Annotated in this window: 10 protein-coding genes; 8 read left to right on the top strand and 2 right to left on the bottom strand. The window is 62.8% G+C overall.

Annotated elements, in window-relative coordinates; genetic code table 11:
• Positions 1 to 129: 129 nt before the first annotated feature.
• Positions 130 to 933 carry a GAP family protein gene (locus RHO23_RS17310; protein WP_423488086.1) on the top strand — a complete coding sequence of 268 codons (804 nt, stop codon included), beginning with the start codon at positions 130 to 132 and terminating at the stop codon, positions 931 to 933.
• Here the strand turns inward: RHO23_RS17310 and RHO23_RS17305 are convergent.
• Positions 930 to 1,823 (bottom strand): lysostaphin resistance A-like protein, encoded by an 894-nt coding sequence (locus RHO23_RS17305; protein WP_423488085.1) that lies wholly within the window; start codon positions 1,821 to 1,823, stop codon positions 930 to 932. The genes RHO23_RS17310 and RHO23_RS17305 overlap by 4 nt on opposite strands.
• A gap of 243 nt (positions 1,824 to 2,066) precedes the next feature.
• On the opposite strand from RHO23_RS17305, the gene RHO23_RS17300 reads away from it, so the two are divergent.
• From RHO23_RS17300 to RHO23_RS17275, 6 genes are all read left to right on the top strand, one after another.
• Positions 2,067 to 2,831, top strand: a complete 765-nt coding sequence (locus RHO23_RS17300) for an acyl-ACP thioesterase domain-containing protein (RefSeq protein WP_423489249.1) — start codon at positions 2,067 to 2,069, stop codon at positions 2,829 to 2,831.
• A gap of 271 nt (positions 2,832 to 3,102) precedes the next feature.
• Positions 3,103 to 4,395: an isocitrate lyase gene (gene aceA, locus RHO23_RS17295; RefSeq protein WP_030096386.1), complete on the top strand. Its 1,293-nt coding sequence runs from the start codon at positions 3,103 to 3,105 to the stop codon at positions 4,393 to 4,395.
• 156 nt (positions 4,396 to 4,551) lie between these two features.
• Positions 4,552 to 5,421 carry a 3-hydroxybutyryl-CoA dehydrogenase gene (locus RHO23_RS17290; RefSeq protein ID WP_423488084.1) on the top strand — a complete coding sequence of 290 codons (870 nt, stop codon included), beginning with the start codon at positions 4,552 to 4,554 and terminating at the stop codon, positions 5,419 to 5,421.
• A gap of 220 nt (positions 5,422 to 5,641) precedes the next feature.
• Positions 5,642 to 6,346 (top strand): response regulator transcription factor, encoded by a 705-nt coding sequence (locus RHO23_RS17285; protein WP_423488083.1) that lies wholly within the window; start codon positions 5,642 to 5,644, stop codon positions 6,344 to 6,346.
• Position 6,347: 1 nt separating this feature from the next.
• Positions 6,348 to 7,826, top strand: coding sequence for a sensor histidine kinase (locus RHO23_RS17280; protein ID WP_423488082.1), 1,479 nt, complete (start codon positions 6,348 to 6,350; stop codon positions 7,824 to 7,826).
• 450 nt (positions 7,827 to 8,276) lie between these two features.
• The gene (locus RHO23_RS17275) at positions 8,277 to 10,217 is read left to right on the top strand and encodes an ArnT family glycosyltransferase (protein WP_423488081.1); all 1,941 of its coding nucleotides are present in this window, start codon (positions 8,277 to 8,279) and stop codon (positions 10,215 to 10,217) included.
• Between the two features lie 465 nt (positions 10,218 to 10,682).
• Here the strand turns inward: RHO23_RS17275 and RHO23_RS17270 are convergent, their stop codons facing one another.
• Positions 10,683 to 11,285: a TetR/AcrR family transcriptional regulator C-terminal ligand-binding domain-containing protein gene (locus RHO23_RS17270; RefSeq protein WP_423488080.1), complete on the bottom strand. Its 603-nt coding sequence runs from the start codon at positions 11,283 to 11,285 to the stop codon at positions 10,683 to 10,685.
• Positions 11,286 to 11,387: 102 nt separating this feature from the next.
• Between RHO23_RS17270 and RHO23_RS17265 the strand changes: the two genes are divergently transcribed.
• Entirely contained in the window at positions 11,388 to 12,716 is a 1,329-nt protein-coding gene (locus RHO23_RS17265) for an alpha/beta hydrolase family protein (RefSeq protein WP_423488079.1), read from the top strand.
• Positions 12,717 to 12,721 lie beyond the last annotated feature (5 nt).

Here is a 12,721-nt window from a genome sequence, read left to right as displayed (position 1 = left end):
TCATGACGGCTAAGTTATTTGGGCTGCGCACTATCGGAATGACTAGCGGTCTCATGAGTGCATTCAGCATGATTCATTGTATTTCGGCTGGCACTGCCATTCGCGAGCAAACAGAGTAGGGTTACCGTTATGTGGCGCGAACTGTTGGGGTTGGCATTTTTGATGTCACTCAATCCGGTGCTGCTTGGCCTGATTTTGGTGGTCATCTCCCGGCCTCGCCCGGTGCAGAACCTCCTGGCCTTCTGGGTTGGCGCACTGATCGTGAATGTGCCGTCCTTCCTTATCGCGCTTTTCGCATTGCATCTCGTCCCGAGTTTCGCGTCCTTCGCGAAAAACCTTGCGACGGCAGACCCGGGTTCGTCCGTCAAGCCTCTCCAGCTGGGCACCGGTGTGTTGTGCATTGCGCTCGCCGTGGTGATCGCGGTGCGGCTTCGGTCGCGCAAGCGAGAGAATCAGCCCGTCGCCGCCGGCGCGGGCGGGGATTCATCGGTTTTGGTCCTCGATCCGGAGACGCCGACCGCCGAACCCCAGTCCGTCGGCCGCATCAGAAGTGCCATCGCCGTTGTGGTGTCGAAGTTTCGGCGTCTTTTTCACCATGGCAAGGGCGCCTGGGAAAACGGGGCGCTGTGGGTCGCCCTGGTCCTCGGCATCGGATACATGCCGCCGCCTCCGCTGGTGCTCCTTGTCGACACCATCATCGTCGGCTCGGGAACCTCGATGGGTACGCAGGTTCTGGCTGCCATCGTCTTCGTCTTCGCGATGCTTGCTGTTTTCGAGGTGGCTCTCATCAGCTACGTGATCGCCCCGGCGAGGACTCAAGCCGTGCTGGAACCGGTTCACAATTGGGCCCTTGCCCACCGGCAGCTGGTGCTGCTCATCCTTTTCGCGGTGGTCGGGGTCTGGCAGGTGCTTACCGGCGTAGGCATCGTCTAGCTGATGAGCATGTCGAGGTAGATCAGGTTGACGGCGATATGAATGGCTATCGGAGCCCAGATGTTTCGGTATCGGCTCCATAGATAGCCCTGCATCACGCCGAACGTTCCCTGAACCGCCACGATGGTCGCGAGGTCCACGGCCACGGTGGTGGCGTGGACATGCGAGGCGATGTGCATGGCGGCGAAGAGCACCGACGCGGTGGCGATGGCCGGCCAGCGGCCGACCACTGATTCCAGCCGGGTCTGCACAAAGCCCCGGTAGAAGACCTCCTCGAGCACGCCCGCGGTCAGCAGCGTGATCAGCGATGCCACCGCCACGGTGACGGGGTCGGGCAGGCCGGACAGTGCGCTGGCCGGCGGTGCGAGGGGGCCCAGTCGGGCGAGTGCGATCCATGCGACAACCGGAACGATCGGCGCCAGTATGCGGGTGCGGTCCAGGCGGGTTCTCCATCGAGCCTTGGGGCCGTCCCCACGGAGCATCCGAAAGGCCAACAGGGGGATCACGAGAAACATCAGCACCTTGATGGAGCTGTACACGGCATCACGTGGTACCCCAGCGGCCGTCGCCGTGACGATCAGGGCGGGGAACGCGAGGGCCGCTCCCACCAGTACCCACACCTCACGGATGAGGCGCCGCCGATCGATGCTGGCAAGCGGGTCGATCGCCGGAAGATGCGGCGGTACCAGGCGCGTGAGCAGCAGCACGATCAAGGTTGAGGCCAGCGGCATCCACAGCGGATAGGGGCCGGCCGCTTCATCGGAGGAGAATCGGACCAGGGTGTGTCCGGTGAGCGCGAGTCCCCCGATGGCGATGACGAACAACAGGCCGGCGGCCGTGAGAAGACCTCGGCCGACCCGGTAGTTACCTTCCGGCCGCGTGGCTACCACCAGGTGATCGTATGACCCAGCGGAGAGCACGCTGCGTGAACGAGCCGTCAAGCATGCGAGATCAATTGGCCCTCAATCGAATACGCCGTGACATGCTGTCGATGTTTGGCCGGTTTCGGTTATGGGACCATGGACTGCGAAGAATGCGCGGTTGACGCAGTCTCCGTCGTGCCGGCAGCCGGCGTGACCTCGCGAAAGGACCGAACCGTGAGCGTGGAAGCCAGCACCGGCCTCGACAAGGACATGATGCCCGTTCCGCACGCGCATCCTCACGTCTACGAAGGGCGTTGGCCCGTCCGCATCGCCGACGTCGACTCCGGCGGGCGTCTACGGCTAGATGGGGCCGCTCGGCATATCCAGGACATCGGCCAAGATCACCTGCGGGGCGTGGAGGCCGAGGACAGCCACCCGCACTGGATAGTCCGCCGCACCATGATCGACGTGATCAAGCCGATTGAGTTCAGGGAGGCGCTGTGGCTGCGCCGCTGGTGTTCGGCCACTTCTAATCGGTGGTGCCAAATGCGGGTGCGGGTGGATGGCAGAGCGGGCGGCCTTATCGAGTCCGAGGCGTTCTGGATTCACGTCAGCCGCGAGACCCAGGGTCCGGCGCGTATTGACGACGACTTCCTGGCCACCGTCGCGTCCACCACGGAGGTGGACCGGTTGCGGTGGAAGCCCTACAACAAGCCCGGTAATCGAGAGACCGCGACCGATGTCCGGGACTTCCCAGTGCGCTTCACCGACATGGACCTGTTCGACCATATGAATAACTCCGTTTACTGGAGCATCGTGGAGGATCACCTCTCGCGGAATCCGGAGCTGCTGTCGGGCCCCTATCGGGTGAGCCTCGAGCACGACTCCGCGGTTTCGCTGGGAGACAAGCTCGAAATCATCACCAACGTCTACGAGGACGGAACCGAGCTCGGCGTCCCCGGTCGCAGTGTTACAACGCTCACATATGTCGTTGGCGACGAAGTGAAGGCTCTCGCATCGATATTCGCTCGATAACTAGACGCGGTGTCGACGGTTTAACAGTACGAGCGTTCTGAACAGGGGATTGTTGGTTACCGATCGGTAGCAACAGTACGGGCGTACGATTAGCCGCTTCGCAAGGTTAGCAAAAGCCCGTTAATACCTAGCGAAAATTGGCATCGGGAACGGGTGGACCTGCGCATATGGTCTGTGACATCGTCGTAACAGTCAACGCAGTGAACGTGCCTGGGCGTTAACAATCTGTCTGCGACAGCCAAACGCCAGGGCAAGTAACAGAGGAGCACCAATGTCGAATGTCGGCAAGCCGCGCACCGCGGCCGAAATCCAGCAGGACTGGGACACCAACCCCCGCTGGAAGGGCATCACCCGCGACTACACCGCCGCCCAGGTCGAAGAGCTGCAGGGCAGCGTCGTCGAGGAGAACACCCTGGCCCGCCGTGGCGCGGAAATCCTGTGGGACGCCGTCACCAAGGACGACGACTCGTACATCAACGCGCTGGGCGCGCTGACCGGCAACATGGCCGTGCAGCAGGTCCGTGCCGGCCTCAAGGCCATCTACCTGTCGGGTTGGCAGGTTGCCGGTGACGCCAACCTCTCCGGCCACACCTACCCCGACCAGAGCCTGTACCCGGCCAACTCGGTGCCGGCCGTGGTTCGCCGCATCAACAACGCCCTGCTGCGCGCCGACGAGATCGCCCGCGTCGAGGGTGACACCAGCGTCGACAACTGGCTGGTGCCGATCGTCGCTGACGGTGAAGCCGGTTTCGGTGGCGCCCTGAACGTCTACGAGCTGCAGAAGGCCATGATCGCCGCGGGTGCCGCCGGTACTCACTGGGAGGACCAGCTGGCCTCGGAGAAGAAATGCGGCCACCTCGGTGGCAAGGTGCTGATCCCCACCCAGCAGCACATCCGCACCCTGACCTCCGCGCGCCTGGCCGCTGACGTCGCCAACACCCCGACCGTCGTCATCGCCCGTACCGACGCCGAGGCCGCCACCCTCATCACCTCCGATGTGGACGACCGCGACAAGCCGTTCGTCACCGGTGAGCGCACCTCCGAGGGCTTCTACAACGTGCAGAAGGGCATCGAGCCCTGTATAGCGCGTGCCAAGGCCTACGCGCCCTACGCCGACCTCATCTGGATGGAGACCGGTGTGCCGGACCTGGAGGTCGCCCGCAAGTTCGCCGAGGCCGTCAAGGCCGACTTCCCGGACCAGCTGCTGTCCTACAACTGCAGCCCGTCCTTCAACTGGAAGCAGGCGCTGGACGACTCGACCATCGCCAAGTTCCAGAAGGAACTGGGTGCCATGGGCTTCAAGTTCCAGTTCATCACCCTGGCCGGCTTCCACGCCCTGAACTACTCGATGTTCGACCTGGCTTACGGCTACGCCCGCGAGGGCATGACCGCCTACGTCGATCTGCAGGAGCGCGAGTTCGCGGCTGAGGCTCGTGGCTACACCGCCACCAAGCACCAGCGTGAGGTCGGCGCCGGCTACTTCGACCGGATCGCCACCACCGTGGACCCGAACACCTCGACCGCGGCGCTGAAGGGCTCGACCGAAGAGGGTCAGTTCCACTAAGCAGAGCCGAGCTCTAGCCGGGCAATGCGCCCACGTCAAGACTCTCGGTGTGACCCACTGAGTTGACAGCACAGGCCCCGCCCACGTATCCCGTTGGGCGGGGCCTGTGTGCTGGAAAGTCAAAACTAACAACGATGTTCAGGGAGTAGCACGAAGATGACGGATGGAATCACGCGCGTAGGAGTTATCGGCGCCGGACAGATGGGCGCGGGTATCGCCGAGGTGTCGGCACGTGCCGGTGTCGACGTCCTGGTGTTCGAGACCACCGAGGCGCTGACGACTGCCGGTCGCGACCGCATCACCAAGTCGCTGGACCGCGGCGTCTCCGCGGGGAAGATCACCGAGCGTGAGCGCGATGCCGCCGTCGCCAACCTGAAGTTCACCACCGACCTGGCCGACTTCTCTGATCGTCAGCTGGTCATCGAGGCGGTCATCGAGGATGAGTCCATCAAATCCTCGATCTTTGCCAAGCTCGACGAGGTGATCACCGATCCCGATGCGGTTCTCGCGTCGAACACCTCCAGTATCCCGATCATGAAGATCGCTGCGGCGACCAAGAATCCAGGCCGCGTGCTGGGGCTGCACTTCTTCAACCCGGTGCCGGTCCTGCCGCTCGTCGAGCTCATCTCGACGCTGGTAACCACGCCCGAGGCAGCCGCGCGCACCGAGGCCTTCGCCAGCGAGGTGCTGGGTAAGCAGGTTGTCCGTGCTGCCGATCGCTCCGGTTTCGTGGTCAACTTCCTGCTGGTTCCCTACCTGTTGGCGGCCATCCGGATGGCCGAATCTGGTTTTGCCACAGTCGAAGACATCGACAAGGCGGTCGTGGCGGGGCTCTCGCACCCGATGGGACCGCTACGCCTCTCGGACCTGGTGGGCCTGGACACCCTCAAGCTCATCGCCGATTCGATGTACGACGAGTACAAGGAGCCGCTGTATGCGGCCCCGCCGCTGCTGCTCCGGATGGTCGAGGCCGGGCGCCTGGGCAAGAAGAGTGGCGTCGGGTTCTACGAATACAAGGTCAAGTAAGCCACTCCACTGCGCGAGGGCGCACCGTACGCACAGATCTCAGCCCGATCGTGTGCGAACGGTGCGCCCTCGCCGTGTTTGGCGATAGCGTCGCTTGATGGTTAGGGGACGGGCACAGTCTGCGCACAGCTTGCACAAAGGGGATGCATAGCCCGTTCGAGAGAATTGGTGAGTGGTCATGTCAGGTGGAACGGGTTCGCGCGCGGGTGTAGGACCTCCGATGTCCCGCTTCGATGGAAGTGCGATCAGGGTGCTTGTCGTCGATGACGAAGAATCTCTGGCGGAGCTGATCTCGATGGCGTTGCGGTACGAAGGTTGGGACATTGCCACTGCCTCCGACGGAATGACAGCGATCACCACCGCCCGCGAATTCACCCCAGATGTGGTGGTGCTGGACGTCATGTTGCCGGACATGAGCGGGCTGGAGGTGCTGGGCAGGTTGCGTGTCATGTACCCGGGTATGCCCGTGCTCCTACTAACGGCCAAGGACGCCGTGGAAGACCGGATCGCCGGACTTACGGCGGGCGGTGACGACTACGTGACCAAGCCGTTCAGTTTGGAAGAGGTGGTCCTACGCCTGCGAGCGCTGTTGAGACGGACGGGGATAACTTCCGATTCGGCCGACGCGCGGATCATCGTCGGCGACCTTGTCCTCGACGAAGACAGCCACGAAGTTAGTCGTGCGGGTGAATCGATTACCTTGACGGCTAAAGAGTTTGAGTTACTGCGGTTCATGATGAGCAATGCCAAACGGGTGTTGAGCAAGGGCCAGATCCTGGATCACGTGTGGAGTTACGACTTCGGTGGGCGGTCCAACATCGTCGAGCTGTATGTGTCGTATCTGCGTAAGAAGATCGACACCGGCCGTGAGCCGATGATCCACACCCTTCGAGGTGCCGGATATGTCTTGAAACCTATTAACTGACATGCCTTTACGATTTCGCAGGCCTTCGGCATGGTCGTTGCGCGCTCGTCTGTTGGCGGTGCAGGTCACGCTACTGGCCCTCGTGTGTGTCTGTATCGGTGCAGGGAGCATGCTCGCGACCAGCCGCTTCCTGATTGAACAGCTTGATGAGCAAGTACGTGACGCCAGCTTCAGGTCGGTGACCTTGTTCGACCTCGGTCCGCCGCCGCCGATGCCGGGTGTGCCACGGCTGGCCGGACCGGGACCGATCTTCCTGGACGCGCCTGGCCAATCCACGGGAACGGTGGGCGCCGTCATCCGAGACGGACGGGCGGCCGAGGCTGCTGTGATCACCGTAACCGGTGCCCGACAAAGGCTTACGGAGACCGCGTACCAACAGTTGTCCACGGTTGGCGAGGACGGATGCACCACCGTGGAGCTGGATGGCCTGGGCAGATATCGACTCACTCGGGCCGTCGCAGCGGACGGAACGGCAATCGTCACTGGATTGCCAGCTTCCGGGGTGGACAACACCCTGCTGTCACTCTTCGCGATCTTCTGTGTGGTGGGTGCTGTGGCGCTGACCGCCGCCGCCGTCGCCGGTGTTGTTGTCGTGCGCCGCCAGCTGGCGCCCCTGTCGGATGTGGCCGGCGCGGCACTCACGGTGGCGGACATGCCCTTGGAGCGAGGTGAGGTCAATCTGCCGTCGCCCATCGTTTCGGTGTCTCCTGCCCAAGTGCATACGGAGATAGGCAAGCTCGGTACGGCCTTGAACCGCATGCTCGAACGGATTGCGGACGCGCTGTCAGCGCGGCACGCAAGTGAGACCCGAGTGCGCCAGTTCGTCGCCGACGCGAGCCACGAGCTGCGCACCCCGTTGGCGGCGATCAGCGGTTATACCGAATTGGCGCAACGCAACAGTGATCGGGTACCGGCCGACGTGGCCCATGCGATGGGCCGGGTGGCATCAGAGGCTGCCCGCATGACCGAGCTGGTCGGCGATCTGCTGCTGTTGGCGAGGCTGGACTCTGGCCGCCCACTCGAACGAGTGCCGGTAGATCTTTCGCAGTTGACGGTGGATGCCGTCAGTGACGCGCATATCGCCGCACCGGAACACAATTGGTTGATCGACCTGCCCGATGAACCAGTGGTTCTCGCCGGCGATCAGGCTCGGCTGCATCAGGTCATAGCTAATCTGCTGTCCAACTCCAGAATTCATACTCCTCCGGGAACGACGGTCACCGTGCACCTGGTGGTTGAGGGAGATCAGCTCAGGCTTATGGTGCGCGACGACGGTCCGGGGATACCCACTGAACAGCAATCGGAGATCTTTGAGCGATTCGCTCGGGGCGACACATCACGGTCGCGCCGGGGTGGCAGCACTGGCCTGGGGTTGGCGATAGCGGCGGCCGTCGTCAAGGCGCACCACGGCTCGATCAGCGTACGCAGCGCGCCGGGTGACACCGCGTTCGTGGTGATCCTGCCCGCCGCCGTCGCCTAACCACCGGGCCCTCAGAACGGTGGGTGCCCAAGTAATGGACCAAGACCCGGTAAGGGCAGGAGCGGCGGGGGCGGCTGCGGGCCGCCGAAGGGGTCGGGTCGGAACATCGGCCCTGGGCCAACGATGGGCCCAGGACCTGGGACGGGCGGCGGAGGAGGGAAGGCGGGTGCGGCGGCGGACACGGCGGCGCACCCGATAGCGATCGCGGCCGATGCACAGGTCATCGTGCCGGCCAGGACGGCGCGATCGGCGATGTTTCTTCTCATGGTGGAGACCTCGCTCTCTTGTGAAATATGTTCTTCGATAACGATCTTTTGCCGAGTCTGTGGGCGCCGGCTAGTTCTTGGATATGAGGCGGCTATGAGGTCCTGGGCAATCGGGGTCCGCATTCATAGCGCGCGCACAGGTTGGCCATAGTGTTCGCCCATCGGTCCCTCAGACAATCTGGGCATGGTTGATACCGTCCGCACCCCGGACCTGAAATCGCCAGCGGATACGCCGACCACGAGGCGCAGCCGCGGACGATTTGCGCTGCTGCTTGTTGTCACGGCGGTCGCCTGGATGTACGGCTTGAGCAGAAATGGGTGGGCGAATGCCTATTACTCGGCAGCAGTGCAGGCCGGTACCCAGAGCTGGAAGGCATTTCTCTTCGGGTCGGCCGACGGCGGTAATGCGATCACGGTTGACAAGCCCCCGGCGTCATTGTGGCCCATGGAGATATCCGCACGGATCTTCGGCGTCAACACCTGGTCCATCCAGATTCCCCAGGTTCTACTCGGTGTCGCCTCGGTAGCGCTGCTGTACGTGGTCGTGCGGAAAAGCTTCGGGCCCTCCGCAGGCCTGGTTGCGGGTACAGCGCTTGCGCTAACCCCGGTGGCCACACTGATGTTCCGTTTCAATAACCCCGACGCGTTGCTGGTATTCCTGCTCATCGCGGCGGTGTGGGCGCTGGTTCGGGCATTGGAGGACGGGCGGACACGATGGATTGTCTTGTGCGGCCTCTTTATTGGATTAGGCTTCCTCACCAAACAGTTGCAGGTCATGCTGATCGTGCCAACGCTGGGACTGACCTATTTGATCTGCGGGCCGGCTCGATGGGGCACTCGTGCCCTGCAGTTGGTGGCTGGCGTTGCGGCGATGGTCGGTGCGGCCGGCTGGTGGGTGCTACTGGTGGAACTCGCTCCCGCGGACGGGCGTCCGTATGTAGGTGGTTCTGCCGACAACAGCTTCCTGAACTTGACCTTTGGGTACAACGGGCTGGATCGCTTGAGCGGTGGTGATCATGGGAATCTGCCGGCACCGCCGCCCGGGATGGTGGGTGCGCCACCATTCGGTGGAGAAGTCGGGTGGGCACGATTGTTCAATGCGGGTTCAGGAGGCCAGATCTCATGGCTGATCCCGGCCGCGCTGGTCTTCCTGATGGTGGGCCTGGTACTGCGCCGAGGGGCGGGCCGCGCTGACACCGTGCGGGCTCACTACTTGTTATGGGGTGGTTGGTTGCTCAGCACGGGTGTCGTGTTCAGTTTTATGAGCGGGATCTATCACGACTACTACACCGTGGCACTTGCCCCGGCGATCGCCGCGCTGACCGGTATAGGAGTGGCGCATCTCTGGCAGTACCGGGATAGGCGATGGATTACCTGTGTTCTTGCCGTCGCCGTTGCCGTCACCGGATTGTGGTCGTGGGTGTTATTAAGCCGTACACCAGATTTCGTTCCGGCATTGCGGTGGATCGTCCTGGCGGCCGGGATCTTCGCGGCGCTGGCGATAGTCCTGCGTATGGCGCGTCCTCTGTCCGCCGAACTTCAGAGCGGCATCACATATGCCGCGTTGATCGGCGCCGTCGTTGCCGGTGGCGCTGGATCGTTGGCCTACTCGCTACAGACATTGGTCACCGCGCACACCGGTGGCATTGTCACCGCAGGGCCCTCCAGCGGAGATAGGCAAGGCCCGCCGCTGCCAGGGCCGAGCGGGATGCCTGCTGGTCCGCCTCGGCAGCAACCTGTCACCGCCAAAATTGTTGCGCAGCTGCTGGACAACGCGGGGAGCTACACCTGGGTGGCTGCCGCGAAGGGCTCGATGGATGCGGCGCCGTATCAACTGGCCACTGATCGTCCAGTGGTACCGCTTGGCGGATTCGGATCCGGTGATCCTTCGCCCACGCTCGAACAGTTCCAGCAGTACGTCGCGGATCGCCAGGTTCACTATTTCATCGCGCCCGCACATGACGGGCCCCCGGGCTTCCCGCCGGGAGCGGACAAGCGTGATGAACCGACCGAGGCTGACAAGATCACCGACTGGATCACCGGGAGATTTAAGGAGATCAGCATCGACGGAGTCACTCTCTATGATTTGACTACCATCAAGTCGGCCGGCGTACCTCGGCCTTGATCTGGCGAAATCGACTGGATAATAGCCAGTCTCGTGAATTCGCCACAACAGATCTGATCGCACAGCGTGCACATAGTTCTGACCAAGGGTGTTCATGAACTTCCTCGTTAGCGTGCGTAATCGATGGGTCGAGAGGACTCATCAGACCGAGAAGGAGTCAAAGTGAACCTTAGGAAAGTGCTCAGCGGCGCTGTCGTGGTGAGTGGAATAGGTATGGGCGCCTTAGGTGTTAGCGTCGCCGTTGCCTCGGCGGAGCCTCCTCCGCCGATTCCGGGCCCAGGCATTCCCGGCCCGGGAATGCCTCCTCCGCCGGGCAACCCGGGACCGGGTCTTCCTATGCCTAACGGTCCTGGGCCGGCTGTTCCACCGCCGCCTGGGGGCCCGTTCATCCCGTAGGCACACCCGCGAGCATGTGGCCGGCACTTGCGTCGGCCACATGCTCGTCTAAGAGCTCAGATGCGGGCCTTACGGGGCCAGTCCCCGCAGTATCGTCTCGACAATCTGCACAATGAGGTTCTCGTCCACCGGTTGTCGGGTCAGCAAGGCCCGAAAATGTAGAGGTGCCACCAATATTTCGACCACCAGCGCCGGGTTGACAGTCGCAGCCAGCTCGCGGCGATCGATCGCTCTGTTGATCAAGACTTGTGCCACCTCGTTCCGGATCTGCCAAAACCTTTGACGCCCTTGGGATAATTCGGGGTCATCTCCGGCCACAGCCATTGTTCGGGCTAGCGTGGCACCGAGGGGAGTGGCTAGGTATGCGGCAAGCGAGCTGGCGAACTCGATGAGATCTTCACGCAGTGCGCCTGTGTCGGGAATCGGCAGTTCCTGCTGGCTACGGTCCAGTAGTGCATCGAGCATGACGTTTTCGGCAGTGCCCCAACGTCGCTGAATAGACGTGGCATGGACATTGGCTCTCCTCGCGATTTCGCTGATCGTGACGCCACCGGGACCTAGCTCGGCTATCGCCTCCAGCGCTGCGTCCAGAACCGCGGTGCGAACGCGTGCAGAACGGCCGCCAGGGCGGCGCTGCACCTCGTGCGGAATCTCGTCTTCGCGAGGCATCATCTCCGCCAGCGTAATGCAGGTCTATTGCGTTAATGGGCCAGTGCGCCTACCGTGCTGTTAACGCAGATTATTTGCGTTAATGTCGACTGGATGGAAGAGATCATGGCCTCACTAAAGTCCCAGGTGAATCGCGTATTCGTGAGCGCGATGGCGTTCACTGGCACCACCGAGTACGCGGCACGCCGATTCGGAGCCGCGCCGTTCCTGCCCGCGTTGTTCATCGACAGATTCACCTACCTCGGCGGAATCGAACCTGCGGTGTTCAGTGCGCAACTGGCCGCCTGCCGGTCGTTCGACGATGACCGCTGGGCGCAGCATTGGCAGGGGTACGCCACCGAACATCTTGTGGTCGCCGATGGCGCGCTGTCGGTCCTTGGCGCACCCTCGACGCGCCAATTGCTGGACGCGCCGAGCCCAGAGCAGACCCGCAGGCTCGGTGAACTCCTCGCGCCGGCGGTAGAAATCCTTGCGGATCGAGGTGCGATCGCGCCGCCAGGTGCCGTATCGGAATTCTCTCGTCGCCACCCCGAATCACTCTCTGCCGCAGTGGCCTTGGATGCGCTTATCAAAGCTCTGGTGTACGAGTTCGCGGCGGCATGGCCAGGGTGGAGCCCTAGCCGACTCCGGGCCTACGAAACCTCGCACCGTCTATGCGAGATCGTTCTTACCGCGCTCGCTCCGGCGATGGGGCTGGCTATCGAAATGGTGCGGATTCCATGCGGTGACGATGAAGTGCGTGGCTATCTGGTGGCGCCGGAGGGTGCGGACCAGCTGCCGACCGTGCTGATCACGAATGGACTGGAAGGCTCACTGGCCGAAACGACCTTGCCTCTGCTGAAGTACCGCGACGAGGGAATGGCCTACTTCATCATGGAGATGCCAGGCACTTATCACTACCGCCAACCCCTGACAGCGCAGTCTGAGCAGGTCTATCGCGCGGTGATCGATTATCTCGCCGCCCACAATCGGGTGGACGCGGAACGAATGGGGATGCTGGGTGTCAGCTTTGGTGCCTACTGGGCAACGCGTATGGCAGCAGTCGACCCGCGGCTGTGTGCCGTCGTCGCAAATGGCGCCCCAGCCGACAGAAGCCTTGCACCCTCGGGTTCTCTCGGCGTGCCCGAAGTCATTGTGTCCACCATCCAACGGACGATCGGCGCCGGAGGCCTGGTGGACATGATGGGGAAGGTGAAGCAGCTGACGCTACGAGATCATCTGCCGCGCATCACAATGCCCCTTCTGGTCATCAACGGCGCCAAGGACACGCTGGTGCGGGTGGAAGATTCCGTTGACATCGCGACCTATGCGCCGAATGCGCAGCTGGTGCTGTATGCGGACGATGACCACTGCGCAATGAAGAACGCCGAGGCGTGGTTCGGTCTAGCGGTCCGGTTTCTGCGGGAGCAGCTGGCGACACCGGTGTCGTCATAGCGCAC

The sequence above is a fragment of the Mycobacteroides sp. PCS013 genome (genome assembly GCF_049532645.1).
In the GTDB taxonomy this organism is placed as follows: domain Bacteria; phylum Actinomycetota; class Actinomycetes; order Mycobacteriales; family Mycobacteriaceae; genus Mycobacterium; species Mycobacterium gwanakae.
Note: the sequence above shows the minus strand (reverse complement) of the source record. Positions and strands in the feature narration are given on the sequence as shown.

What these genes read in the sequence shown, in the direction of transcription:
- RHO23_RS17310 (WP_423488086.1), top strand. Translation starts at nt 130, where the DNA reads ATGTGGCGCGAACTGTTGGGGTTGGCATTTTTGATGTCACTCAATCCG.
- RHO23_RS17300 (WP_423489249.1), top strand. Translation starts at nt 2,067, where the DNA reads ATGATGCCCGTTCCGCACGCGCATCCTCACGTCTACGAAGGGCGTTGG.
- aceA (WP_030096386.1), top strand. Translation starts at nt 3,103, where the DNA reads ATGTCGAATGTCGGCAAGCCGCGCACCGCGGCCGAAATCCAGCAGGAC.
- RHO23_RS17290 (WP_423488084.1), top strand. Translation starts at nt 4,552, where the DNA reads ATGACGGATGGAATCACGCGCGTAGGAGTTATCGGCGCCGGACAGATG.
- RHO23_RS17285 (WP_423488083.1), top strand. Translation starts at nt 5,642, where the DNA reads ATGTCCCGCTTCGATGGAAGTGCGATCAGGGTGCTTGTCGTCGATGAC.
- RHO23_RS17280 (WP_423488082.1), top strand. Translation starts at nt 6,348, where the DNA reads ATGCCTTTACGATTTCGCAGGCCTTCGGCATGGTCGTTGCGCGCTCGT.
- RHO23_RS17275 (WP_423488081.1), top strand. Translation starts at nt 8,277, where the DNA reads ATGGTTGATACCGTCCGCACCCCGGACCTGAAATCGCCAGCGGATACG.
- RHO23_RS17270 (WP_423488080.1), bottom strand. Translation starts at nt 11,285, where the DNA reads ATGATGCCTCGCGAAGACGAGATTCCGCACGAGGTGCAGCGCCGCCCT.
- RHO23_RS17265 (WP_423488079.1), top strand. Translation starts at nt 11,388, where the DNA reads ATGGCCTCACTAAAGTCCCAGGTGAATCGCGTATTCGTGAGCGCGATG.